We start from the raw sequence: 26,560 nt of genomic DNA on the forward strand, positions 1-26,560 counted from the left end.
CAGCTCACAAATAAAAAGGCCTTCCCGATGGGGAAGGCCTTTTATCATTTAGCAGCAATATTATATTTCACCTTTCTTCATCTGGCTAACCGCATAGTCCACTGCTCTGGCAGTCAGTGCCATATAGGTCAGTGATGGGTTTTGCGTAGAAGTGGATGTCATACATGCACCATCAGTCACAAATACGTTATTCACGTCGTGCAGCTGATTCCATTTATTGAGTACAGATGTTTTCGGATCTTTCCCCATGCGGGCACCACCCATTTCATGAATATCGAGACCCGGCGCCTGTTTGGAGTCGCCTGTGCGGATATTGGTGAAACCGGCTTTGGTGTACATTTCGGTCATTTGTTCGTGGAAGTCCTTGATCATCTTTTCATCATTATCATCGTACCCCATATTGACATGGATAACAGGCATACCCCATTCATCCTTTTTGTCTTTATCGAGTGTCAGCTGACTGATCTCCTTGGGGATGGTTTCACCCATCATATGAGAGCCTACATACCAGTTGCCCATTTCTTCATTGAACAGATTATCCTTCAGACTTTTACCGACACCATCCTGACTGTTCCATTTACGGCGGCCGGTGTCAAATCCGGCTGCATAACCACGCAGGAAGTCAGTTTCCTGTTTCTTCACGTTACGGAAACGTGGGATGTATGCGCTGGTTGGACGACGACCATCAGTGGTTACGTCCATATGACCGTCATGATCTGCGTAAATAGTCGCACGGTAGTTATGGAAGGCAAAGTATTTACCCAATACCCCACTGTCATTACCTAATCCATTCGGGAAGCGGCTGGAAGTGGAATTAAGCAGGATCAGGTTTGAGTTGATCGCTGATGCATTCACAAAAATGACACGGGCATAGTACTCCGTCATTTCTTTGGTTTTAGCATCCACTACGCGTACACCGGTTGCTTTTCCTTTCTTTTCATCATAGATGACAGAGTGTACAACCGAATGCGGACGAAGCGTCAGATTACCCGTTTTTTCTGCCCATGGCAGTGTAGAGGAGTTACTACTGAAATATCCACCGAAGGGACATCCGCGCTGACAGAGATTTCTCTTCTGGCACTGTACCCTGCCCTGTTCGATATGGATCTTCTGCGGCTCGGTAAGGTGCGCGCAGCGGCCGTATATAACGTGACGATCTTTATAATTGTCTTTTACAAATTTCTGGAAGTATTGCTCAACGGCGGTAAGTTCTATCGGTGGCAGGAATTCGCCATCAGGTAGGTTGTCGATACCGTCTTTATTACCAGAAATACCTACGAATTTCTCCACGTAGCTATACCATGGAGCGATATCTGCGTAACGGATCGGCCAATCCACTGCGAAACCGTCCCTTGCAGGACCTTCGAAGTCATAATCACTCCAGCGTTGTGTCTGTCTTGCCCAGAGCAATGATTTACCACCTACCTGATATCCGCGGATCCAGTCAAATGGTTTATCCTGTTCATAAGGATGTTCTTTATCCTTTACGAAGAAGTGCATCGCATCTTCCTTAAAGGCATAACAGCGGCTTACGACAGGCGCTTCTTCCTTAATAGCTTCAGGTATTTGTCCGCCGTGTGGAAATTCCCACGGGTACTTGTTTGTTGTGGGATAGTCTTTCAGGTGCTTTACATCGCGGCCTCTTTCCAGTACCAGCGTTTTCAGCCCTTTCTCCGTGAACTCTTTTGCTGCCCATCCTCCACTGATACCTGATCCTATCACAATCGCATCAAATGTGCGGTCCTGAGCACTCGTATTAATATTCGCCATAACTATTCTCTGTTAAGCAGTTCTTCTGCTGACTGGTTTTACAGGTACGCTTCCATGAAAACGGCCGGGAACCAGCTCGTATACCTGCACTTTAGTAAGATAAAATTCTGAATTGGTATAACCTCTGATGATCAGATGTTTGGTAGCGTGATAAAAATAAGCAGCGCCCCCTTCTTCTGCTTTGGATTTCTCGAGTTGTTCCAAAAGGGCAATCCTTGCTTCGGGAGTGCTTTTTTCGAATGACTTACCATTCTTTTTCTCACTCAGTTCAGCAAATGCCTTCATACCAGCTGCCCATTTCTGCTGGTCTTCCTTGTTAAAGCAATCATCCACCATTGTCAATGCAAACAAATGTGCCTTGACGTCCTTCGCACCCGGTGTCGAAGTAGTAGGAATTAATGTGTCTGCCAACAATGCCAGCATGTTCTCGCCCTCACCATCTACCGCTATATTCTTTAATGAAATAGAAGCTGGAGTCGTTTTCCGTACACAGGACGGCAGGAACGCCAGACCAGCGGAGACGACCAGGACCTGTTTTAATGCGGTTCGTCTGTTTATAAGCATGAAAATGTTTTTACATAACTGGCGATAAGGTATACGTAATAATTAATATTTCCAAGCCAATTGTTTGATAATTTTCGATGTAGTAAATTGAGTTATTCTACATTATACTAATACGCATGTTATGAAATCATACTGTTTGTCGCTGCTCATGCTTTGTCAGCTGGGCTGGCTACCCGGAATGGCCCAGAAAAAAAGCGCTGTTTCCCCTGCATTGGTAAAGATTGAAAGTGGCCGTATTCAGGGCGTCGTTTCCCGTACCAGCGGCATCCGGAGCTACAAAGGCATCCCCTATGCCCAACCACCCGTAGGAAATCTGCGCTGGAAAGCACCTCAACCGGAAAAAAGCTGGGATACGATCCTGAAGGCCGATCATTTTGGTCCGCGGGCGATGCAGGGTAATATTTTCGGCGATATGGGCTTCCGCTCAGATGGCATGAGTGAGGATTGTCTGTACCTGAACGTCTGGGCACCGGCTAATCCGGGCAAGCAAAAACTACCGGTACTGGTCTATTTCTATGGCGGCGGAATGGTCGCCGGGGATGGTTCTGAGACCCGCTATGACGGAGAAAGCATGGCGAGGAAGGGTATTGTTGCCCTGACAGTCAACTATCGTCTGGGTGTATTTGGCCTGATGGCGCATCCTGACCTTTCTAAAGAAGCGGCCTATCACACATCAGGCAACTACACCCTGCTGGATCAGCAGGCCGCACTGGTATGGGTAAAGAAGAATATTGCGGCCTTTGGCGGTGATCCAAACCGGGTGACCATTGCCGGAGAGTCAGCAGGATCAATTGCTGTTTCGGCCCTGATGGCCTCGCCTTTATCCAAGGACCTGATCCATGGCGCCATTGGCGAAAGCGGTGCTATGATCAATCCGACCATGGCTCCTGTCAGCAAAGAAGAGGCAGAAAAGAACGGTGTGGCGATGGCTAATTTATTAGGAGCTTCTACCCTTGATGCGTTAAGAGCAATCCCTGCGGAAGAGTTACTCCGTAAAGCCTCCGGTCCGGGCGTTCCTCATATGGCCTGCAATATAGACGGTTATGTACTACCTAAAAAACCAGTAGATATCTATGCCGCCGGCGAACAGGCACATGTACCATTGCTGGTGGGCTGGAATTCCACAGAAGTGCCTTATAGAGCCTTGTTGTGGAAAGATGACCCTACAACGGAGAATTATGTCAAAAAAATAACGGAACTCTACCCCCGGAACACGGATGAGGTGTTACAGCTTTATCCGGGTGGTTCAGAGCAACAGGTGATTGCTTCTGCTACGGATCTTGCCAGCGACCGTTTTATTGTCTATAGTACCTGGAAATGGGCGGATCTGCATAAGACAAGCAGTCAGCAAACCGTCTACCGGTATATTTTCTCCCATCCGCGTCCGGATATGGTACCAAAAATGGGTAATGCACAACCCGGCCTGGCAGGCGGTGTGATTAAAACCAGCACTCCTCAACCGAAACAGCCTAAACAGCCGGAGCCAATGAAAGGAGCGCCGCACGCGGCTGAAATTGAATATGCTATGGGTAATCTTCCCCACAATAAAGTATATGCCTGGACACAGGCTGATTATGCGGTTTCCAATACTATGCTGAACTACTTCGCCAATTTCGTGAAGACGGGTAACCCGAATGGACCCGGTCTGCCTAAATGGGAGCAGGACGACGCTAAAAATTCACGTTATATGAATATTGATGTACAGTCATCAATGAAGAAAGAGACAACGAAAGCGAGGTATATCTTCCTCGATAAAATGTATAAGGAGGACTAACGATCAGGAATCAGGAATTGAGTCTTAATGGCTCGCCAATTTCTGATTCCTGACTGACCAATTCCTGACTGGCGGATAACTGCCGGGGCAGTTATCCGCCATGGTCTGGTTGTTGCATATTGTTTTATATAAAAACAATACTTATGATGACCCGTCAAATCACCGTATCCTACAATGATCAGCACTATATGTATGATGTAGCTTTTGAGCGGCAGGACAATGCGACTGTTTATCATATTAAACCGCATAAAAAATCTGCTGTCGCTTTTCCTGAACACTTTGATATTGTCAAAGCGGATGACAGTGAACAACCGCAATACGATGTAAGAGGATTGAATGAGGAAGGAAAGCAGATTGCTGATGTTTTATGGCAACAGATCAGTTTATTCCCTCCTCAGTTCAAGGGAGGTAAAGCTTAGATACTATTTAAATAAGGCCGCATAATCTGTCACGAATTGACTGAATGTGCGGGCCTTCTCTCCTGTTACAGCCTGTACGGCATCTGTTACTTCAGCCGCTTCATTGAGGCGGTAATGGGCATAGTCTTCCAGCAGACCATCCGCCTGCCACTCCGGGAATCCAACACCCAGCAGGGCACTTTTCATATCCTCTTCCGAAACGTTGATAAAAGTGATCGGATGCGCCAGTACCCCGGAGAAAATTTCTGCCAGTTGCTGATGTGTGAGCGACTCAGGGCCTGTCAGGTTATAGACCTTATTTTCGTGTCCGTTTGTTGTCAGCGCAATCGCTGCCACAGCTGCGATATCTCTGATATCGATAAGAGAAATCCTTGCTTCACCAGCGGAGGCGAAGAATTTGTGTTCCGACTGAATCACCTCTTTAAAGCCTGATAGCCCCTGCATAAACAGGTTGGGGCGCAGGAAGGTATATGTCATACCGGAAGCTTTGATCGCAGCCTCGACAGCCGCATGATAACGTAGAAAACGTACCGGGGAACTGGCATCAGCTGCCCATTGAGATAACTTCACAATGTGTCTTACACCAGCTTTCTTTGCTGCCTCAACAAAGCGAATTTGTTGTGTTTCTGCCTGTTCGGATGAATTAGTCAGCAGAAAGGCTTTTTCAATACCACTCAGCGCTGTATCGAGCGAGCCCTCATCATCAAAATTTCCCTGTACCAGTGTAATACCCGGTAACTCCTCCAATTCTTTTGCATGTTCTATAGAACGAACCATCGCCTTATAAGGAATACCTTTTGCGGAAAGTAACCTGATCAGTTCTTTGCCTATGTTGCCGGTCGCACCGGTAATAAGGATAGTTGCTGGTTTTTGTGTGGACATGTTATTTCTTTTGTTTGAATAATTACATGTCAAAACTAAGACCAGCCAGATCGCCGGTATTGTAAGAAAACGAAATCGGCTGATTTACCCGATTTGAGAATATATGTTTACAGCGGTGAGTATTACCGAAACAATGGTACGTCATTTCTACCATGATCTATATTAATGATTGGTTTATCAGTCCCCAATAATTAAAGAAAAAAAATTTTATAACCCTCAGGCAACCTTTTTCTTTCTACCCTCGTATTAACTAATTGACACAAGTGCTCACATTTGCTTATTTAAATTTTCTAATCACCATGCATTTATTTAAAAAATCAATGGTGGCAATGCTTTTAATTGCCACAGTGGCTACCTCATGCTCCGATGATGACAACGATGGAGTTACACCAACGCCACCACCAGTTCCGCAGAAAACCGTGAAAGTCGCGAGTAACACAACTTTCGGCGCTATTATGACTGACAGCACAGGCAAAACTTTATACTTCTTCTCTAATGATGCACAAGGCACACCTACCTGTAAAGATGGTTGCGCTGCAGTATGGCCAACATTCTATGTAGAAGAATCTGCACTTACCATTGATAGTTCTCTGAACAAGGCTGATTTCACGACTGTTACACGTCCTGATGGCACCAAACAGACAGCCTATAAAGGATGGCCTTTATACTACTATGCGCAGGATGCTGCGGCAGGAGAAGTTAAAGGTGATAACGTAGGCAATATCTGGTTTGTAGCAAAACCTGATTACTCTGTGATGGTGGCTAATTTCCAGCTGCACGGCAACGATGGTAAAGACTATGTACTTGACAACACCGGTGTGATTGCTGCAGGTACAGGCGCATCCAAATACCTTGTGGATGATCGTGGTCTGACACTGTACAAGTTCTCCAACGACAAAGCTGGTACTAACAACTTTACCAACAATGATGATACGCACAATGCAATCTGGCCGATCTACGAAGTATCAGAAGTGAAAAACGTACCTACCGGTTTTAACAAAACAGATTTCGCAATCATTACGGTACTGGGTAAAAAACAGCTCACTTACAAAGGATGGCCTATGTATTACTTTGGTCAGGATGCTAAAGTAAGAGGTGCCAACAAGGGTGTGAGTGTTCCTGCTCCAAATGTATGGCCTGTTCTGTATACAACTACAGCTGCCGCTCCTCAACCGTAACTGCATAAACTGTACAATACTGCCGTACTTGTGTAAAGCCCGGCAGCATTGTAAATAAGCAGATTGCCCGGCCCGGTTTCGTACCGGGTTGGGCTATCGGTTTTATAAATACAATGAGGGTACGATGGTCATGAACAGACATCGTACCCTTTACCATTGATTGTTGATTGGTTGAATTAAACAACGTTTAGATTTGTTTCACCTTCACCGGACCTATGCCACACCATAAGTTGACACCAATTGTTCAGCAGCTTTCTTTTCTCTATCCTTCACATACATCACTGCTACTGCAGCAATGATCATAAATGCGCCGCCCATCACCAGTGCGAAAACGGCTTCTCCCTGAAACAGGTGTTTTACGATCAGTCCTCCGAAAATGCCGTTGACAATCTGTGGGAAGGTGATAAAGAAATTGAAGATACCCATGTATACTCCTGTCTTGTGTGATGGTATCACGCCAGATAATATCGCATATGGCGTTGACAGGATGCTGCCCCATGCCATACCAATACCGATCATTGGCCAGATCAGCAGATCAGGGTTCTGTATAAAGTAAAATGAGATCAGCGATAATCCACCCGCTGTCAGGGAAATAGCATGTGCTGCCCTGCGGGAAGTTTTGCGGGCAATCGCTGGTAGTACCAAAGCATATATCGCTGACACAGCGCTATAGATACTGAAGAGGAACCCTACTTTATTACCTGCATCAGCAAAGAGCGCAGACGAGGTGTCTCCCGGCGCTACTTTATAAATGTGGTACGCCACCGCCGGTGTGGTAAATACCCACATGGAGAATAAGGCGAACCATGAACAGAATTGTACCAGCCCCAGTTGTTTCATCGCCGGGGGCATATCAGAAAAATCCTTCAGGATTGTTTTTAATCCGGCGTTATGCTGTTCAGTAGTCTGCTCGGGATTGAACTTTGCAAACTCTTCCGGAGAGTATTCAGAGGAAGTAAATATAGACCAGAGAATAGTGGTCAGTAATACGACAGCACCTACATAAAAGGAATAGATCACATTATCAGGTACAACACCCGGCGCCGCTGTTTTAGATACTCCCATGTATTCTGCCAGCAGATACGGCAAGGAAGACCCCAGTACTGCCCCTGCTCCTATCAGAAAGGTTTGCGCAGAAAATCCCTGACTGCGCTGTTCATCCGGCAGATTATCCGCCACTAATGCGCGGAAAGGTTCCATTGCCACATTGATGGAAGCGTCCATCAGTGTCAGCATACCTGCACCGATCAATACCGGTGGCAGCATAGCTGCCAGCAAAGAGGAATTGGGCAGTAACATCAGAGCTAACGCGGTAGCGATAGCACCAACGAGAAAGTAAGGCCTGCGACGACCCAGTCTGTTCCAGGTGCGGTCACTATAGTGCCCGATAATAGGCTGTACGATCATACCAGTCAGGGGAGCTGCCAGCCAGAAAAGGGACAGGTGCTCCACTTCTGCTCCATAGGTTTGTAAGATGCGGGAGGCATTTCCATTCTGTAAAGCAAAACCGAACTGGATACCGAAAAAGCCCATGCTCATGTTCCATATGCGCGCAGCGGACAACCGCGGCTTAGCCATTCCTTTCATGGGATAAATATTTTAATTAACTAAATTTCCTTGTTTTGCAGTTACTGTTGCACCGGCAGGTACATGCACTGTTTCTCCGTAGATCAACACCGTGATGTCTTTAGTAGAATCGTTTTCAATATTCACATCCTGCTTGCTCACTTTTACCTTTAGTATCCTTCCACGGAAACGGATGTTGAATGCAAATGACTGCCATTTGCCCGGCAGAAATGGCGTGAACTGTAACTGTCCGTCTCTTACGCGCATACCTGCAAAACCTTCCACCACGCTCATCCAGGTACCTGCCATGGAAGTAATATGCAGACCATCCTCTGTATCATTGTTATAATCGTCCAGATCCAGACGGGAAGTACGCAGATAGAATTCATGCGCCCGTTTCTCGTCACCCAGTTTAGCTGCCAGTATTGCATGTACACAGGGAGACAGGGAGCTTTCATGTACAGTGCGTGGTTCGTAGAAATCAAAGTTACGACGCAAGGTATCGATATCGTATCTGTCTTCCAGAAAGTATAATCCCTGCAAAACATCTGCCTGTTTTATATAGCAGGAACGCAGAATACGATCCCAGCTCCATTTCTGATTCAGCGGACGCTGTGCCGGATCGAGGTCTTTTACCAGTATCTGCTCTTTGTCCAGATAGCCCTCCTGCTGCAAAAATACGCCCAGCTGTTCGTCTACCGGATAGTACATATTATCAATCACATGCTGCCATTTTTCCTGTTCTTTACCGGCGTCAAAAACAGTTGTTTTAATAATCGCATCATATCTGTCTGCAGCAGTCTCTTTTACATGCTGCAGGGCATCCATGGCATATTGTAAACACCAGGTCGCCATCGTGCTGGTATACCAGTTATTGTTGACGTTATTCTCGTATTCATTGGGCCCTGTCACACCGAGCATTACGTACTGTCCGCGTGCCTCACTCCAGTTCACACGCTGTGCCCAGAAGCGGGCTATACCGATCAGTACTTCTGTACCATATTCTGCCAGATAAGCCGTATCGCCGGTATAACGAATGTAGTTGAAAATAGCAAAAGCGATAGCAGCGTTACGATGAATTTCTTCAAAAGTAATCTCCCACTCGTTATGACATTCCTCTCCGTTCATCGTCACCATCGGATATAACGCAGCCCCATTGTTAAAGCCTAATTTCGCCGCATTCTCTATGGCTTTACCTAATTGCTTATAACGATAGATCAGCAGATTACGGGCCACTTGTGGCTCAGCAGTGGCGAGATAGAATGGAATACAATAAGCTTCTGTATCCCAGTAGGTAGAACCACCATATTTTTCACCGGTAAATCCTTTCGGCCCGATATTCAGACGGGCGTCTTCACCCGTGTAAGTCTGGTTCAGCTGGAAGATATTAAAACGGATGCCCTGCTGCGCAGCCGGATCTCCTTCAATGATAATATCGCTTTCTTTCCATTTAATGGCCCAGGCAGCTGCCTGTTCTTTCAGCATTGCTTTAAAGCCTTTCGCAGCAGCTTTACCTACAGCAATTTCGCAATTGTTAGCCAGTGCTTCCACCGGATGATTTTCAGAAGAGAGGTTTGCAGCGTATTTGTAGATGACTGTTTCCTGCTGACTTTTTACTTTCACAGTAGTCACGACTCCTACATATTTCTCTTTCTGCACTGGCCTTACATTTATTGCCAGTGGCCTGGTGTCCTGATACACATTGAATTGCATACCGGTACACACCTGAAAGCCGGTTTTCTTTGTCTTCAGAGTAATATAGGCACTGCTATGCTGTATGCTGGCGCCTGTTTCTTCCCAGAACTTCTCATCATAGTTGGCATCCTGATTTTTGATATCGCCATCTATATAGGCAGTTATCTGCAGATTGCCTTCAAAGTTCAGCGGCGTGATACTATAACGGATTGCTCCGGTTTCATCATCCACAATACTACAGAAACGTGTAGCGGTTACTTTTACCTGTTTGCCGCTTTCCAGTGTGGCTGTAAAGGAACGCTGCAGATACCCTTCCTGCATGTTCAGTATACGACTGAAATGAGTCACCTGCGCCTTATGCAGGTCAAGTTCTTCTTCCTCTATACGGATACCGATGCCAATCCAGTTGGCAGCATTCAATACTTTGGCAAAGTACTCCGGATATCCATTCTTCCACCAACCCACACGGGTCTTGTCAGGGTAATATACACCGGCTACATAGTTGCCTTGCAATGTATCACCGGAATAAGTCTCTTCGAAGTTGGCACGCTGGCCCATACGACCATTTCCCAGACTGAATATGCTTTCAGATATTTTATTGTAATGTGGCACAAAACCTTCTTCGATAATGTTCCACCCGTCTACTTTTATGTATTGCTTCATGACTCTCCTGAATGGCACCTTTCGCAAAATGCGATCGGCATTGTTTATTTTGAGTATAAGTTGGTCAGTGTTTGCATATCGATCTGCTCCAGACTGCTGACTACCAGATCAGCTTCTCCGAGAACATCCTGCTCTCCTATGCCGACTACCTTCATACCGGCTGCTTTAGCTGCCTGTACCCCGGCGATCGCATCTTCAAAAACGATACATTTTGCCGGTGATATACCGAGGGCTTCTGCACCTTTCAGAAAGACTTCCGGATCGGGTTTGGAGGCGGACACGGTATTACCATCCACCAATGCATCAAACAGTGGCAGAATGCCTACCTTCTCCAATATGACAGTGGCATTCTTACTGGCGGATCCCAGTGCTGTTTTAATACCGGCGGCACGCAGATTATCCAGCAATTCTTTCGTACCCGGCAGGATCTCCTCCGGTGTCATATGATGAATCATGTCCACATACCACTCATTTTTTCGGGTAGCCAGCACCTGCTGTTCATCGGCCGACTTTTCTATACCTCCCCATTCCAGTATCAGTTCGAGTGATTTAACTCTGCTGATTCCTTTTAGCTTCTCATTCTGCGCTTCCGTAAAATTGAACCCTAACTCATTTGCCAGCCTTTTCCAGGCTTTAAAATGATAGACAGCGGTATCTACGATCACCCCATCAAGGTCAAAAATGCATGCTTCAAATACTTGCATATAATCAGATAAAATCGTTTGAAAATTTGTTACTTCAGCAGTTCCATTACCTGCGTTGTCTCTGCTGGTATACGCAGACTGTCCGCAAGCGGATAGGTTTTGCCACTTACAACATCTCTGACTTGTGAGAAGCCTGTCACTCTTTCCGTAAAACGGGCAGGAGATACTGCCGCTTCTTTTTCATTGGGATTGAGCACGATCATCACCGTCTTGTCTCCGTTATAGCGGAAATAAGTGTAGATATTGTCCTGCGGTACATACTGCATCAGTTTACCTGTCTGTAACACCGGGTTATTCTTTCTATAGTTGGCCAGTATACTGACATAGTTAAACAGCTCATTTTCTTCTGCATTACGGCCGCCGGCTGTGAATTTATTCTGTGCGTCACCTGTCCAGCCGCCTTTGAAGTCTTCACGTACCAATCCATCAGGCGCGCTGAAATTCTTCATCCCGATCTCTGCGCCATAATACAATTGCGGGATACCACGGGTTGTCAGCAACCACGCAAGAGCAGCCTTATATTTATTTTTATTTTCCTTTACTACGGAATAGAATCGGCTCAGGTCGTGATTATCGAGGAATACCACATTGCGCATGGGATCCTGATATTGATAATCCTGTATCAGAGTAGCGTAAAGCTTTACAACACCATCGTCCCAGCCCGGCTTTTCATTGAGTGCTGCTGAGATAGCCCAGAGACTCTGAAAGTCGGTCGTACCGGGAAGGTTTGTATCAAAACCTCTGTTCACAGTATTGCCTTGTGTGAAGAAAACCTGCTCAGGACCGCTGTGTACCCATACCTCTCCGAAGAAAGTAAAACCGGGATAGGCTGCTTTAATAGCTTTGCCCCACTCCGACATGAAGTCTGCATCGTTATAAGGGTAAGTATCAAGGCGAAAGGCATCTACCCCGGCATATTCAATCCACCAGATATGACTTTGTGTAAAATACCTGCGCACATATGGATTTTTCTGGTCCATATCAGGCATATGCAGATCAAACCAGCCGTCGGTCATGATCTTCTGATCAGACGGTGCCGCATACGGATCCATTAAAGGAGCCGCCCGGAAGCTGGAACGGGTAAAAACGGGCCACTGATGTACCCAGTTTTTCATAGGCAGATCTTTCATGGTCCAGTGCTGGCTGCCAATATGATTGTGTACCAGATCCTGAATCAGTTTCATGCCTCTTTTATGCAGACTATCCGCCAACACTTTATACAGTTCATTGGATCCAAAGCGGGGATCAATACGATAGTTTTCCGTTGCTGCGTAACCATGATAAGAAGCAGATGGCTGGTCGTTGGTCACCAACGGTGTCATCCACAATGCTGTCACGCCCATCTGCTGCAGATACCCCAGATGATCAATGATACCTTGTATATCGCCGCCATGACGTTTATACATGGAATCTCTGTTCAAAGAGGTTTCCTGCATTCCTTTGATCACATCATTGTTCTTATCGCCATTTGCAAAACGATCCGGCATAATCAGGTATACAAAGTCGCTGCTGTTTACACCCTGCGCTTTGATACCACCTTCCCTTTTCTTTAGCTCGTAAGTGTATACGATGTCTTTCTGTCCTTTCTGCTTAAACCTGATAGGGAACGTTCCCGGAACAGCCGAAGAAGTGATATTGAGATCGACAAACAAATAATTGGGATTCTCTACTTTATGTACTTCCTGTAAGGTAATACCCGGATAAGTAAGGGAAACTTCCTTTTCAGCGATCTTATCTCCATGAACGATCAATTGCAGGAAAGGCTCCTCCATACCTGTCCACCAGAACGCAGGTTCTATCCTTTCCAGTTTAGGCACTTGTGCCACAGATATAGTAATAGTAGTGAATGTCAGGATAGCGGTCAATAACAATCTTCTCGTCTGTAACATGCTTATTAATCTATGGTTTTAGGAGTTGCAGCCTGATATGATAATCTGGCTGCAACTGATATCATTCCTTATTGTACGCTCAATGTGTAAATGTAGTTGCCCGGGTTACTCAGATCCATTGTAATGGTATAAGTTCCGGCGGTGGTAATGTTGATCACACCAGCGGCGCCGGGGCTCAGCACACCATTATTGTCATCATCACTCAGACTGATGGTATTGGCATTGTTTGCCCGGAAGTAGAAGCTACCTGCAGCCAGCGTTGTGCTAATGCTCCATTTCTTCGTTGTTGCGTTAAAGGTCATTGCCTTATCAGCGCCACCTGCTGCGCTACCGGTAATACTCCAGGTAGTACGGCTGACAGCAAAACTGAGTGCATTCAGGTCTACTGTAAGCCGGTAATATCCTGCTTCAGCCGCTTTTATATTACCACCATTGCTCACGAGAGACCCACCGCCGGCATCACCGTAGTTCAGGTCCCAGCTTTTTGCAGGTGTGATTTTAAACTCTGTATTGGCATCCGGGAAGTTGAGATATCCTTCGTATTTCTTATCGTTATTTACCGATGCGAGTATACCCAGACCGTCATTGTCAAATGACCATCCCTGATAACCACCCGGCACATAGATGGCCGGATAGATCTTTGGTACGTAGTACGGCGTTACGGTCAGCAGTACACTATCAGAGTAAACCTTGTCTCCTACTGTATCCACGGCTGCTCTTACACGGATCACCAGTTCATGTTCACGACCGGCAGCCAATCCCATGTTGTTAATCGCCTGATTCAGCTGGGCAACTGTAAAGGTTTTAGTCAGACCATTATTGGCGCTGAATATTTCTGATGCGTTTCTGAAGCCATTGCCTTTTTCGGCTACTTCCAGTGCGTAGTTTACCACGGCTCTGTATCCCCAGTCCTGAGAGGCGGTCCAGGTATAGGTGACTGCATTTTCCGCAGCTTTATCCGCAGAAAAGACAAGTTCTGTCGCTGTAGCAGAAAAGGTCGGCGTTGTACCTGTTTTTACCTGTGTAAAGCTATCCTGCTTTTCGCAGGAGGCGAGCGCCAACACACATAAACTTCCTGCAATAATTTTATTCAACCAGGCATTCATGATGCAAGTATTTTGATATTGTGGTTAAATGCTGTTCTTGAATTAATAACCGTCGTTCTGTTTCAGGTTAGGATTAGCTACCCTTGCAGTAGTCGGTATCGGATATACCGTACGGAAATCGCCTACTGCTGCTCCTCCTGGTACACCGCCCTTGAACGGCCATACATAGGAAGCACCAGTGAACAGTCCGTAACGGATCAGGTCAGTTCTGCGCTGTCCTTCCCAATACAATTCACGGCCTCTTTCATCCAGAATGAATCTCAGGTTCAGCTGAGCGGCAGTGATATTTCCGGAAGTGTTACCATATGCACGCTGACGCAGATCATTAATATAGGTCACGGCCTGACTGGTGGAACCACCTGTACCGCCACGTAATACAGCTTCTGCATAGGTCAGGTGCATTTCTGCAAGACGCATCAGCGGGAAGTCGGTATCTACGAAAGTGGAGTTGGATCCGTCTGTATTTTTAGAAGTCTTGTTAGACCATTTGGTGATCGCATAACCATCAGTAAAAGTACCCAGATCAGCAATCTCACGGTTCTGACCCGCGGTGTAGAACATCGCACGTTTGTCGGTAGCGCCGGTAATATCACTGAACAGTGCCACAAATGCGCTGGTCGTCCGTAAACCACCCCAGCCACTGTTTACACCGAAATCAGCCGCATTCATACTACCACCTACAGCAGCATGTATCAGGTAAGTCGTACCACCATAAGTCTGTGTGCGTGCGCCATCAAAGTTGGCGGTAAGCATCAGTTCTGATTCAGATGTCACATTGTTATCCGCTTTGAACATATTAGCGTAGCTGTTGGTCAGTGTGTAACCTGAAGTGATTACTTTGCTGCTATAGGTAACCGCATCGGTGTAACGGGCGGTACCGGTATATACTTCAGCGTTCAGGTACAATTTTGCCAACAATCCCCATACGCAGGCTTTATCAGCACGACCATATTCATTTGCGCGTGCCTCTGCCATTTCGCCTTCTATTGCCAGCAATTCACGCTCTATGTAAGAGAACAGGTCAGTACGGGAGATCTGGTTTGGATAATAGTAGGCTACTTCATTACTATCTGTTACAAAAGATACACTACCGAAGAGGTCCATCGCATGATAGTAGCTCAGTGCACGCAGGAAACGCGCTTCTGCACGGAAGGTGTGCGCCGTTTCACGGTCTTTTTCAGCGATCCCGTTGCTGCTCAGTTTATCATCGCTGGTTTGTCTGATGAATTCATTACACTGTGCGATCTGATAAAACAGACGGGCGAACATGGCGTTGATGAAGTTATCATCAGGCGTCCAGTCCATCTGGTGGAAGTCCTGTAATGTACCGTCATTCCAGCCGATTACGGCTTCGTCAGTCGGCAGCTCCTGCATCTGGAAATATCCGCGGATGTAGCTGGATGTACCTTCATCAATACCACTGATATCGGGGCTACCCGTAGGACCTACCTGTCCGGTAACGGAGAAACCACCATATAATTTAGCCAGAATGGCCTTGTAATTGGAAAAGTCTTTATACACGCTGGCTGATGTCGCCTCTGTGATAGGTGTACGGTCCAGATCTTTGGTACAGGAAGTCAGTCCCCATGCCATCGCTCCTGCCAGTACTACCTGATATATGAATTTCTTAGTCATAACGTTTCCTGTTTGTTAATTAAAAATCAAGGTTAACACCTAAAGAATACACACGCGGACGTGGATAGAATTTATCATCTATACCACTGAATACTTCCGGATCCTGACCGCTGTATTTAGTGATCACAAATACGTTCTGCACGTTGAAGTTGGCACGCAGCCCTACTTTCTTGTTGATCACTCTTCCGAAGTCATAACCCAGGTTCAGGTAGTCCATGCGCAGGAAAGAACCGTTTTCTACGTAGTAGTCAGACCAGTACTGTGTATTTCTGAATTTAGTTTTCAGCACGCTGGTAGACAGGTTTGCCAGATAGTTACTGTTCTGGAATGTTTTATAAGATCCGTTGTTGGATGCCTGATTATTGTAGATGTAGTTACCAATGTTGCTACGCATACTGAAACCGAGGGTCCATTTCTTGTAGTTGAAGCTTGAATTGAAGTTCAGGTATACTACCGGGTTGGAAGATTTATAGCGGTATTTATCATCTGCGTCTACTACACCATCACCATTGGTATCTTCATACAGACCCTCGATCGGATTGCCTGCTTTATCATAGATCTGTTTGTAAACATAAAACGAGTTGATCTGATGTCCGGCAGTATTGATCTGGATCGTGTTACCGGTACCGCCGCTGATACCACCTGTTGCAATACCTACAGAAGTATCTGTTTGTGCTTTGGACAGGGAGAGTATCTTGTTTTTGTTATAAGTCACATTGAAACCTGCATCCCAACGGAAGTCTTTTGTTTCTACAGGGGTAGCATTGATGATGAACTCCACACCTCTGTTTTCCAGACTACCTATATTGGTATACAGTGTGTTGGTCAGGTTTGTACCGGTAGGAGCCGTTACATCTGCCAGCAGATCGGTGGTTTTCTTATAGTAGAAGTCTACACTACCGGAGATTCTATTATTCAGGAAACCATAGTCAACCGCTACGTTGTAAGTAGCTGTCTGTTCCCATTTGATATTCTGATCGTAACCGGCAGCACGCAATGTTTTATAGAACACGTCTCCCAGCTGATAGGAAGAGTTGGCATCACCGTAAGTATAGCGGGACAGGGCCGCATACTCTTTACCCACACCGATGTTTTCCTGACCAGTTACACCGTAACCGAGTCTCAGTTTCAGGTCAGATAAAGTCTTTGTATTCTTGAGGAAAGGCTCATCTTTCAGTTTCCATGCGAAAGCGACAGATGGGAAGTTACCCCAGTGCTGACGGAAACGGGAAGTACCATCACGACGCATGGTGAAAGTCAGGAGATATTTATCGTTAAAAGTATAATTCAGACGACCGAAGAATGATACCAGTGTATGTTGTGCTTCACTGTAGTTACCCGCAGCGGTGGTAGTATCGCCGGATTCGTCCAGTGTAGGATATCCCGGTGTAGCGGTAATGAAATCCTGATAAGAATAACCACCCATTACATCAATACGACTCTTTATACCTTTCAGGTCTTTCACATAGTTCAGGTAGAAGTCAAACAGTTTGTTCTTCATTTCCTGAGAGTAGTGCTTGTAGGAACCACCCGTACCATTGTAGTAAGACAGGGCAGCATACTTAGGGATGTTGGTATTACCATCTCCTTTCTGATAGTCGTAACCCAGATTCAGGTTAGCACGCAGTTCAGGCAGGAAGTGGAATTTATAGTCAAACTGGATATTGCCGATGCTTCTCTTTACCTGTGACTTATCCATTTTCTGTTCCAGCATGGCTGCAGGGTTTTTGGTGGCGAGGTCGTACAGTTTACCATTGTACAACCACTCATAGTAACCACCGAAATCATTACTGTTGCCGGAGCGTAGAGGTTTGGTCGGATCGTAGGCGATAGCAGCATTGATAGCCCCCTGATCTGCAAAGCGGTAATCAGCAATAGACCCTTTCACATTCATATTGATCTTAAGGTGATCATCAAATAAACTTGGAGACAGGTTGATGGAAGCTGAGTTTCTTTCCAGATTGGAGGTTTTCAGGATACCGTCCTGATTCAGGTAACCTACAGAAATGCGGTAAGGCAGTTTCTTCCAGGATCCGCTGAGGGCCAGGTTGTTATCGGTGCTGAAAGCAGACTGGTAGACTTCTTTCTGCCAATCAGTATTATCGGTACCCAATAATGCAATCTGCGCAGCTGTACCATTCTGTCTTACAACGTCGGAGAACTGGCTGGCATTCAGCACAGGTGAGAAGCCTGTTACTTTGGAGATAGCGTTAGTTGAGCTGAAGGAGACGTGGAGTTGATCGCCAGGACGTCCTTTTTTGGTAGTAATGATAATTACACCATTGGAGGCACGGGAACCGTAGATAGCGGTGGCGGATGCATCTTTCAGCACGTTAAATGATTCAATATCATTTGGATTGATCAGTGCGAGTGCATTGGAAGCACCGCTGATATTGTTATTGTCAACAGGCACCCCGTCAATGATAATTAATGGATCATTAGTGGCATTTAGTGAAGCACCACCACGTACGCGGATTGTACTGCCTGCACCAGGTGCGCCACCATTGGAGGTGATCTGCACACCGGGTACTTTACCGGTGATCAGCTGATCAGCAGAACTGATAGGACCTTTATTAAAGTCTTTGGAGGAAACGACAGCGATTGCACCTGTCAGATCACTCTTTTTCTGTGTACCATAACCTACCACTACGATTTCATTCAGACCTTTAGTATCAGCTTTCAGCTGGAAGGTGATTGAAGCTGTGTTATCGCCTGCATTTACAGGCATTTCGAATGTTTCATACCCCATGATACGGGCTACGACTACGATGTTTCCCGGAGTAACACCAGTGATGGTGAATTTTCCTTCTGCATCGGCTGTGGCGTTCTTACTGGTACCTTTGATGAAGACGGTGGCGCCTGGAATTGGTTGTCCTGCGTCGTCTGTCACCTTCCCACTAATACTGCCTGATTGCGCATAGGTAAACAGAGAGATCAACACAAAGCACAGCAGAAATGCATACCGGGCATAGCGTGTTTTTTTCATTTAACGTTGATTAATAGTTTCACAATAAGTTCACTGCAGGTACTTTTTGAGCAAAAGCCCCCCCTTTCGAATCCTTTCGAATTCAATTGCCTTTAGTTTGTTTTTGTTGTAATCGTGGAAACCAGAGACTGATTTTTCTGTCTTCCGGTGATCTGAATGCTGTAAAGCTTTAAGTAGGATTCATTTTAGTTACGTTTTTCTATTTCCGGGAACGTTCCCGGTAAGTGGAACATGTTGCTAAAGTATACCTTTTTATGAATACTGTAACATTTTGAAATACTTTTTTTTAAAAAAAGTTAAAAATCAGTGAGGAAATAACATGGGAAATCAGCTTAATAATCAGTCAAACAATTGATTATTATCAGTTTATCAATTTTATAGCTTAAAGAATAGCTAAAGAAGGACTTTCGTTTTGTTTCTTTTTGATTATCCTTTGCCCCCGATCGTGGTTTTTATGCCGGTACTGGAAGTTCTGGGAATCAGTTTCGAGCTTAGTACAAGATGGTCAGTCACAGGATTATCGCTTTCCAGTGCCCTGAAAAGCAGTTCTGCGGCATTCGTACCGAGGTCAAAAGCTGGTTGTGTGATGGTAGATAATGCAGGATTCAACAGAGAAGCGATCTCCAGACTGGAAAAGCTGACAATCTTAATGTCATCCGGAATACGGATACCCAGATTATGGCAAACGTAATAGCTCGAAATAGCGAGACGTTCTACTGAAGCAAGAATACCGTCCGGATGCTGTTCATTTAATGCTTTTGAGAGAATATCAAAGTTCTCGTCATAGTCGTTGGAGCAATCTATAACGAGATGGGTGTTATAGGGAATGCCGGCGTCTTTCAGTGCGTCATGATAGCCCTGCATACGTACATTACCAATGGACAGGCTCTTATTCACCACCAGAAATGCAATCTTTTTACATCCTACTTCTATCAGGTGACGGGTGGCGGCAAAACTGCTCTCATAGTCATCTGTAGTGACTTTCGGCACATTAATATCGTCATATACCCTATCGAAAAATACCAGCGGAATATGCTTATTACCTAGCCGGTTGAGATACTGGTGATCGTTGGCCTCACCGGATGCAGACATGATTATACCGTCCACGCGGCCATTATACAACTTGTCTATAAACGCCACTTCTTTCTGGTATTCGTCATCCGTCACATAGATCAGTGTATGGTAGCCTTTGTCTCTGGCTACGCGCTCAATACCATGTATGGCCTGAGAAAAAAAGTTATTGGCCAGTTCGGGTACGATGATGGCAATTGTCTTGCTTTTCTTCTCCCGCAGATTGCTGGCGTGATGATTGGGCTGGTAGTTGAACTCCTTCGCCATGGATAAGATCCTGGCTTTTGTTTCGGGATTGATGTCGCTGTTGCCCCTGAATGCCCTGGAAACCGTGGAAGTAGACAAATTAAGTTTTTCAGCCAACCTTTTAATATCAACGCGATCCATTGCTAAAGTTGTTTAAATAGGCTCAGCGACCAAATTAGAAAAAATAGCTGAAAAAGCAGGAAACTAATAATTCAGACCCTTCGTATATTATATATTTAATATAAAATAATAAATCATTTTAATAGTTTTGTGCATAGATATTTTAACCAGCAGCATTCCTATACCGAAACACCTCAACTTTTTCCCTCAGAACTGCTGATTGATGAGAAGTCTATCCCCCTGTGTTGAATAGCAGCGGTTTATGAGCTTCCGGTGAACATACCGTAAACGAGAAAACATAATATATCTGGTTGCGCGGGCAACCTATTCCCTAACCTATGCATTACACAATGATTAGGCTTTTATTTACATTCCTATTAGTGGCTTTTTTAAGTCCGCTGGCCATCGCACAGACCTGCAACAAAGATCTGGCACTAGGCAAAGCAGTTACCACCTCCTCTGTTACCGCAGGAAACCTTCCCACAAGGGCAACTGATGGCGATCCGACTTCCCGTTGGGAAAGTGCGTGGAATAATAACGAGTGGATCATGGTGGATCTGGGACAAAGCTATCCCATTTGTACCATTACACTGAATTGGCAGGTATTGGCCACTGCTTACACCGTAGAGGTGTCTCCGGATGGATCATCCTGGACAAACATTGTTAACGAGAGTGGCAACACCGGACTTAACAAGACTTACAGTGTTTCTGCCAATGGACGCTACGTACGTATGACAGGGCTTAGCAGAGGCTCCGCCTATGGCTTCTCCCTTTATGATTTTATTGTAATCGGGACTGAGCCGATCAGTTATTGCTCCAGTACGAACGTGGCCCAGCTACGCCCTGTAACGGTATCTTCTATTGCGAACGGGAATACCGGCAACTTCGCGGTGGACAATAACATGGGGACCCGCTGGGAAAGTGCGCACAGTGACAATCAGTATATGTACGTCGATCTGGGCGCCAACTATGACCTCTGCCGCGTGGTACTGAACTGGGAAGCAGCGTATGGCAGGGATTACAACATTGATATCTCCTCCAACGGAAGCTCCTGGACCACTGTCAAAAGTGTTACCGGTAACTACATGAGGGATAATACTATCTCCATCAGCGGAAATGCCAGGTATGTGCGTATGAATGGTTTTACCCGCGGAAGCACTTATGGTTTCTCGCTTTGGGAATTTTCTGTCTATGCTTTACTACCTGCTGTCAGTGTGACCAAAACAAGTGATCCGGCAGAACCGGCAACTGGTGGTGTCTTCAGATTCAGCCTGCCATCAGGTATCACATTCACAGAAGACATCACCGTCAACTATACAACATCCGGTACGGCTATAAGTGGTACGGACTACACAGCGCTATCCGGCTCTGTGGTGATCCCCGCAGGGCAGGCAGGTGTTAATGTTCCGCTTTCTGTCATTGATGATCAGATCATTGAAGGAAATGAAACAGTGATAGCAACTATCACCAACGCTACCTCTGCTACGCATCCGGGTTTCCCGGTCAGTGCTACTGATCCCAGTGCTACAATGACGATCGGTGATAATGATAACATTGCAGCCAATAAGATCCTGAGCATCGCTCCTGCCGGCAATGGCTCGGAACCGGGTACAAATGGCGGTTACACAATCAGTCTGCCCGTAGGTATCACCTCCGCGGAAAACATCACCGTAAGCTATACCACCAGTGGAACAGCTACTGCCGGTACAGATTATACGCTTCCTGCCAGCTTCACCCTTCCCGCAGGGCAGAATAGTGCAGTCGTTACCCTGACAGTTGCAGATGATAAGATCATTGAGAATACTGAATCAGCAATTGTCACCATTACTGGTGGGACAGCTACTACTCTTGGCACCTTTACCGCAAGTACAGGTAATGCCACTGCTTCCGTTAATATCTCCGATGATGATAATGTCAGTGCCAACAAAATTATCCGGATCGCTACTACCGCCAACGCGGCCGAGCCATCTACCAATGGCGGATTCAGGATATATCTGCCAACGGGCATCACTGTTGCTGAAGACGTCACCATCAATGCCAACGTCACCGGAAATGCAACACCGGGGACTGACTATGTAGCTTTGGGCTCCGTATTTGTCATCCCTGCCGGCCAAAACGCTGTTGTAACGCCGGTGCAGGTGATCGATGACAATAACATAGAAAGCACAGAAACGGTAACAGTGACACCCACTGCTGCATCCAGCACATCTTTCGGCTCCTTCCCGATCAACTTCGGTTCAGTGGCCAACATTAACATCACAGATGATGATGATATCGCAGCTAACAGAAGACTGAGTGTTATCAAAACCAGCGATGCCGTAGAAGGTACCAGTAATGGGAACTTCAGGATCAGTCTTCCGGCGGGTGTTACCTATCCGGCAGACATTACTGTGAGCTACACCATCAGCGGATCTGCTGCCGGTGGAACAGATTATACCACTATCCCGGCTACCGCTACCATCCCGGCCGGACAAAACAGTGTAGATGTAGCTGTCACCGCCCAGCCTTACAACAACAATGTCATTGAAAATAATAAGACGGTGATAATGACACTGACTGGTGGCTCTGCTCCTTCTTTCAGTGCGTTCACACCTGACCCGGCTAATACTGCTGCTACTGTTATTATTGCTGATGATGACAGTAATGCAACTAATAAACGACTTTCTGTCTATAACACAGGTGCAGCAGCAGAGCCTTCTACAAATGGTACGTTCCAGATAAGACTGCCCGGTACATTGACTGCATCAGAAGACATCACTGTTACCTATACGGTTACACCATCCAGCAGTGCGGGAACTACCCCTGCTACACCCGGTACCGATTTTAATAACCTGACAGGTACAGCTATTATTCCCGCAGGACAAAATGCTGTCACCATTTCCTATTCCCCTATTGATGACCAGATCATTGAAACAACGGAGGAATTCACGGTGCAGGTTACAGGTGGTATAACTAGTTCTCTGGGTGCGTTTGGCATTGACGTAGCAAATGCGGTGATGGCTATTGATGATAATGATAATACGTCGATCAACAAACAATTTACTATCCTTATCTCAGGCCCTGCTACTGAACCATCCACAAACGGCTCAGTCACCTTCAGCCTAAGCCCCGGATATACCGTTTCACAGGATGTTACCTTTAACTTTAGCGTTAGCGGCAGCGCTACGCCAAATGTGGATTATACAGATATCGGTACTTCCGTTATCTTACCTGCGGGACAAAACAGTGTCGTGCTCCCCGTAACGGTAATAGACGATAACATCATTGAAAACACGGAATTCGTTATTGTCACTCCCACTACCGGAGCGTCTGCCGATATCTCCGGATTTAACGCCAGTGGTACATTGTCAGTACCTGTCAACGATGATGATAATATACCTGCCAACAGGGTGATCAGCATCACTCCTGCAAATGATGGTTCCGAACCATCTACAGATGCTGCATTTACCATCAGCCTTCCGGCGGGTATCACAGCTGCCCTTCCAATAACCGTGAACTTCTCTGTCTCTGGTACAGCGACTTCTGGTCTTGATTATACATCATTGGGTACTTCTACGATTATTCCAGCTAATCAGAACAGTGTAACATTGACCGTCCCTGTACTGGATGACCAGATCATTGAGGGAACCGAGTCTGTTACGGTTGCTATAACAGGCGGTTCTGCTGCTATTCCGGGTGCCTACACCGCCAGTACCACCGATGGAACTGCAACGGTAAATATTGCTGATGATGATAATACTGCTGCCAATAAGGTGATCAGTATCGTCAATACAAATAACGGCAGCGAACCTGCTACCGATGGCGAATTTACAATCAGCCTACCAACAGGTATAACACTTACTGAAGACCTGACTGTTAACTTCTCTGTGACCGGTACAGCGACGCCCGGTAGTGATTATACATCACCGGGTACTTCTATGATTATCCCGGCAGGACAAAACAGTGTGACGCTGACAGTTCCTGTGCTGGATGACCAGATCATTGAAGAAACCGAATCTGTTACCGTTACAATAACAGGCGGATCTGCAACAACTGCAGGTACCTTTACCGCTGGTTCCAGTAATGTTGCCACTATTGATATCACTGACAATGATAACACTACTACAAACAAAACGATCAGTATCACCACTGCAAATGATGGTAGTGAGCCATTGAGCAACGGTGTATTTACGGTTAGTCTGCCGACAGGTGTCACAAATACGGAAGATATTACTGTCAGCTTCACGGTTGCGGGTACAGCTACTTCAGGCCTTGACTATACCAGCTTAGGTACTACTGTTACGATCCCCGCAGGACAAAACAATGCTACACTGACTGTGCCGGTACTCGATGATCAACTCATAGAGGGTACGGAAACAGTCATTGTAACCGTAACTGGTGGTACGGCTACTAACGCCGGTGCATTTACTGCCGGTACGGCAAATACCGCTACTGTTAATATCAATGATGACGACAATATTGCTACTAATAAAGTCATCAGTATTACGACTACTAATAATGGCGATGAGCCTTCCAATAACGGTACCTTCACCATCAGTCTGCCAACCGGTATTACGGTCAATGAAGACGTAACAGTAAACTTCACCGTTGCTGGTACAGCTACTCCGGGTACTGACTACACCACATTAGGTACCTCTATCACCATCCCGGCAGGACAAAACAGTGTAACACTGACTGTCCCTGTACTGGATGACCAGATCATTGAACCAACTGAATCTGTTACCGTTACGATCACAGACGGTTCTGCTACTAATGCCGGCACATTTACAGCTGGCACAAACAATGTCGCTACTGTTAACATCAACGATGATGATAACACTGCTACCAATAAAGTCATCAGTATTGCTGCTGCGAATGATGGCACTGAGCCGGGTACTGACGCTGCATTCACGATCAGCCTCCCTGCCGGTGTAACTGTCAATGAAGACGTAACAGTCAATTTCACCGTCGCTGGTACCGCCACTTCCGGTATTGACTACACAGCAATTGTTACTTCCATCACCATCCCCGCAGGTCAGAATAGTATCACACTGACCGTCCCTGTACTGGATGACCAGATCATTGAAGCACCGGAAACGGTGATCGTGACTATAACCGATGGTTCGGCTACAACGGCGGGTGCGTTTACAGCTGGCACAAACAATGTCGCTACAGTCAACATCAATGACGATGATAATACGCCTGCAAATAAAGTCATCAGCATCGTTGCTGCGAATGATGGCAGCGAACCGGCTACAAACGGCGCATTCACTATCAGCCTCCCAGCAGGTATAACGGTGAATGAAGACGTAACAGTCAACTTCACGGTAGCAGGTACTGCTATTGCAGGAACCGACTTCACAGCTCTGGGTACGACCATCACCATCCCGGCGGGTCAGAATAGTATCACACTGACTGTTCCCGTACTGGATGATCAGATTATTGAAACAACAGAAACTGTTATCGCTACCGTAACCGGTGGTGCTGCAACTGCTGCTGGCGCATTTACGGCTGGTACAAACAATGCCGCTACTGTTAACATCAACGATGAAGACAATACTGCTGCTAATAAAGTCATCAGTATTGCTACTGCTAATAATGGTACTGAACCTGCTACTAACGCTGCTTTCACTATCAGTCTGCCAACTGGTGTGACCGTAGACGAAGATGTCACTGTAAACTTTACAGTCGCTGGTACGGCTACTCCGGGTGCTGACTACACCGCTCCCGGTACGACCATCACCATCCCGGCGGGACAAAACAGTGTAACACTAGCTGTCCCTGTGCTGGATGATCAGATCATTGAAGCAACTGAAACGGTCGCTGTTACTATAACAGGTGGTTTCTGCTACAAACGCCGGTGCATTTACAGCCGGTACAGGCAATACAGCCACTGCTGACATCAATGATGATGATAACACCCCTGCCAATAAGATTATCAGCATTGCCGCTGCTAATAACGGTGCTGAACCTGCAACAAACGGTACGTTCACTATCAGTCTCCCTGCTGGTGTAACAGTGAATGAAGACGTAACAGTCAACTTCACTGTTGCGGGTACCGCTATGCTGGTACGGACTACACAGCAATTGGTATGCTACCCCCATCCCTGCGGGTCAGAACAGCGTCACACTGACTGTTCCGATACAGGATGATCAGGTAATAGAACCAACAGAAACCGTCATCGTTACGGTAACAGGCGGTTCGGCTACTACTACCGGTGCATTCACAGCCAGCACCACCAATGCAAATGCAAGCATCAACATCATGATAATGACAATACTGCTGCCAACAAAATAATCAGCATTACCCGTA

At 46.2% G+C, this 26,560-nt stretch carries 16 protein-coding genes; 5 read left to right on the forward strand and 11 right to left on the reverse strand.

Annotation, left to right across the window (positions count from 1 at the left end; all coding sequences use genetic code 11):
- Nucleotides 1-60: 60 nt before the first annotated feature.
- Both FEF09_RS20355 and FEF09_RS20360 read right to left on the reverse strand, forming a co-directional pair.
- Nucleotides 61-1,770 carry a GMC oxidoreductase gene (locus FEF09_RS20355; RefSeq protein WP_146306806.1) on the reverse strand — a complete coding sequence of 570 codons (1,710 nt, stop codon included), beginning with the start codon at nucleotides 1,768-1,770 and terminating at the stop codon, nucleotides 61-63.
- A gap of 12 nt (nucleotides 1,771-1,782) precedes the next feature.
- Complete coding sequence (locus tag FEF09_RS20360; protein WP_146306807.1) at nucleotides 1,783-2,334, reverse strand: gluconate 2-dehydrogenase subunit 3 family protein; 552 nt, start codon at nucleotides 2,332-2,334, stop codon at nucleotides 1,783-1,785.
- 121 nt (nucleotides 2,335-2,455) lie between these two features.
- Here FEF09_RS20360 and FEF09_RS20365 point away from each other — a divergent pair, with 121 nt between their 5' ends.
- Both FEF09_RS20365 and FEF09_RS20370 read left to right on the forward strand, forming a co-directional pair.
- Nucleotides 2,456-4,108, forward strand: coding sequence for a carboxylesterase/lipase family protein (locus FEF09_RS20365; RefSeq protein WP_146306808.1), 1,653 nt, complete (start codon nucleotides 2,456-2,458; stop codon nucleotides 4,106-4,108).
- A gap of 143 nt (nucleotides 4,109-4,251) precedes the next feature.
- Nucleotides 4,252-4,527, forward strand: a complete 276-nt coding sequence (locus FEF09_RS20370) for a hypothetical protein (RefSeq protein ID WP_146306809.1) — start codon at nucleotides 4,252-4,254, stop codon at nucleotides 4,525-4,527.
- Between the two features lie 3 nt (nucleotides 4,528-4,530).
- Here FEF09_RS20370 and FEF09_RS20375 read toward each other — a convergent pair whose 3' ends face one another.
- The gene (locus FEF09_RS20375; protein ID WP_146306810.1) at nucleotides 4,531-5,409 is read right to left on the reverse strand and encodes an SDR family oxidoreductase; all 879 of its coding nucleotides are present in this window, start codon (nucleotides 5,407-5,409) and stop codon (nucleotides 4,531-4,533) included.
- 299 nt (nucleotides 5,410-5,708) lie between these two features.
- On the opposite strand from FEF09_RS20375, the gene FEF09_RS20380 reads away from it, so the two are divergent.
- On the forward strand, nucleotides 5,709-6,587 hold the full coding sequence (locus tag FEF09_RS20380) for a hypothetical protein (protein WP_146306811.1): 879 nt from the start codon (nucleotides 5,709-5,711) through the stop codon (nucleotides 6,585-6,587).
- 213 nt (nucleotides 6,588-6,800) lie between these two features.
- On the opposite strand, the gene FEF09_RS20385 is transcribed toward FEF09_RS20380, so the two are convergent.
- From FEF09_RS20385 to FEF09_RS20420, 8 genes are all read right to left on the reverse strand, one after another.
- A complete protein-coding gene (locus tag FEF09_RS20385; protein ID WP_146306812.1) occupies nucleotides 6,801-8,174 on the reverse strand; it encodes an MFS transporter in 1,374 nt (457 codons plus the stop codon).
- Nucleotides 8,175-8,186: 12 nt separating this feature from the next.
- Nucleotides 8,187-10,511, reverse strand: coding sequence for a glycoside hydrolase family 65 protein (locus FEF09_RS20390; protein WP_146306813.1), 2,325 nt, complete (start codon nucleotides 10,509-10,511; stop codon nucleotides 8,187-8,189).
- A 44-nt stretch (nucleotides 10,512-10,555) separates the two neighbouring features.
- The gene (gene pgmB / locus FEF09_RS20395; protein ID WP_146306814.1) at nucleotides 10,556-11,215 is read right to left on the reverse strand and encodes a beta-phosphoglucomutase; all 660 of its coding nucleotides are present in this window, start codon (nucleotides 11,213-11,215) and stop codon (nucleotides 10,556-10,558) included.
- A 29-nt stretch (nucleotides 11,216-11,244) separates the two neighbouring features.
- Nucleotides 11,245-13,104: a glycoside hydrolase family 13 protein gene (locus FEF09_RS20400; protein ID WP_146306815.1), complete on the reverse strand. Its 1,860-nt coding sequence runs from the start codon at nucleotides 13,102-13,104 to the stop codon at nucleotides 11,245-11,247.
- A gap of 68 nt (nucleotides 13,105-13,172) precedes the next feature.
- Nucleotides 13,173-14,210: a SusE domain-containing protein gene (locus FEF09_RS20405; protein WP_146306816.1), complete on the reverse strand. Its 1,038-nt coding sequence runs from the start codon at nucleotides 14,208-14,210 to the stop codon at nucleotides 13,173-13,175.
- Between the two features lie 42 nt (nucleotides 14,211-14,252).
- Nucleotides 14,253-15,845 (reverse strand): RagB/SusD family nutrient uptake outer membrane protein, encoded by a 1,593-nt coding sequence (locus FEF09_RS20410; RefSeq protein WP_146306817.1) that lies wholly within the window; start codon nucleotides 15,843-15,845, stop codon nucleotides 14,253-14,255.
- Nucleotides 15,846-15,864: 19 nt separating this feature from the next.
- A complete protein-coding gene (locus FEF09_RS20415) occupies nucleotides 15,865-18,831 on the reverse strand; it encodes a SusC/RagA family TonB-linked outer membrane protein (RefSeq protein WP_146306818.1) in 2,967 nt (988 codons plus the stop codon).
- Nucleotides 18,832-19,257: 426 nt separating this feature from the next.
- Complete coding sequence (locus FEF09_RS20420; protein WP_146306819.1) at nucleotides 19,258-20,289, reverse strand: LacI family DNA-binding transcriptional regulator; 1,032 nt, start codon at nucleotides 20,287-20,289, stop codon at nucleotides 19,258-19,260.
- Between the two features lie 359 nt (nucleotides 20,290-20,648).
- Here FEF09_RS20420 and FEF09_RS20425 point away from each other — a divergent pair, with 359 nt between their 5' ends.
- Both FEF09_RS20425 and FEF09_RS20430 read left to right on the forward strand, forming a co-directional pair.
- On the forward strand, nucleotides 20,649-26,147 hold the full coding sequence (locus tag FEF09_RS20425) for a Calx-beta domain-containing protein (protein WP_186774429.1): 5,499 nt from the start codon (nucleotides 20,649-20,651) through the stop codon (nucleotides 26,145-26,147).
- On the forward strand, nucleotides 26,086-26,400 hold the full coding sequence (locus FEF09_RS20430) for a hypothetical protein (protein WP_146306821.1): 315 nt from the start codon (nucleotides 26,086-26,088) through the stop codon (nucleotides 26,398-26,400). The genes FEF09_RS20425 and FEF09_RS20430 overlap by 62 nt, the downstream gene beginning before the upstream one ends.
- The last annotated feature ends 160 nt before the right edge of the window (nucleotides 26,401-26,560 follow it).

It is taken from the genome of Chitinophaga pinensis (assembly GCF_007896845.1).
GTDB classification, from domain to species: Bacteria; Bacteroidota; Bacteroidia; order Chitinophagales; family Chitinophagaceae; genus Chitinophaga; species Chitinophaga pinensis_C.

What these genes read in the sequence shown, in the direction of transcription:
- FEF09_RS20355 (WP_146306806.1), bottom strand. Translation starts at nt 1,770, where the DNA reads ATGGCGAATATTAATACGAGTGCTCAGGACCGCACATTTGATGCGATT.
- FEF09_RS20360 (WP_146306807.1), bottom strand. Translation starts at nt 2,334, where the DNA reads ATGCTTATAAACAGACGAACCGCATTAAAACAGGTCCTGGTCGTCTCC.
- FEF09_RS20365 (WP_146306808.1), top strand. Translation starts at nt 2,456, where the DNA reads ATGAAATCATACTGTTTGTCGCTGCTCATGCTTTGTCAGCTGGGCTGG.
- FEF09_RS20370 (WP_146306809.1), top strand. Translation starts at nt 4,252, where the DNA reads ATGATGACCCGTCAAATCACCGTATCCTACAATGATCAGCACTATATG.
- FEF09_RS20375 (WP_146306810.1), bottom strand. Translation starts at nt 5,409, where the DNA reads ATGTCCACACAAAAACCAGCAACTATCCTTATTACCGGTGCGACCGGC.
- FEF09_RS20380 (WP_146306811.1), top strand. Translation starts at nt 5,709, where the DNA reads ATGCATTTATTTAAAAAATCAATGGTGGCAATGCTTTTAATTGCCACA.
- FEF09_RS20385 (WP_146306812.1), bottom strand. Translation starts at nt 8,174, where the DNA reads ATGAAAGGAATGGCTAAGCCGCGGTTGTCCGCTGCGCGCATATGGAAC.
- FEF09_RS20390 (WP_146306813.1), bottom strand. Translation starts at nt 10,511, where the DNA reads ATGAAGCAATACATAAAAGTAGACGGGTGGAACATTATCGAAGAAGGT.
- pgmB (WP_146306814.1), bottom strand. Translation starts at nt 11,215, where the DNA reads ATGCAAGTATTTGAAGCATGCATTTTTGACCTTGATGGGGTGATCGTA.
- FEF09_RS20400 (WP_146306815.1), bottom strand. Translation starts at nt 13,104, where the DNA reads ATGTTACAGACGAGAAGATTGTTATTGACCGCTATCCTGACATTCACT.
- FEF09_RS20405 (WP_146306816.1), bottom strand. Translation starts at nt 14,210, where the DNA reads ATGAATGCCTGGTTGAATAAAATTATTGCAGGAAGTTTATGTGTGTTG.
- FEF09_RS20410 (WP_146306817.1), bottom strand. Translation starts at nt 15,845, where the DNA reads ATGACTAAGAAATTCATATATCAGGTAGTACTGGCAGGAGCGATGGCA.
- FEF09_RS20415 (WP_146306818.1), bottom strand. Translation starts at nt 18,831, where the DNA reads ATGAAAAAAACACGCTATGCCCGGTATGCATTTCTGCTGTGCTTTGTG.
- FEF09_RS20420 (WP_146306819.1), bottom strand. Translation starts at nt 20,289, where the DNA reads ATGGATCGCGTTGATATTAAAAGGTTGGCTGAAAAACTTAATTTGTCT.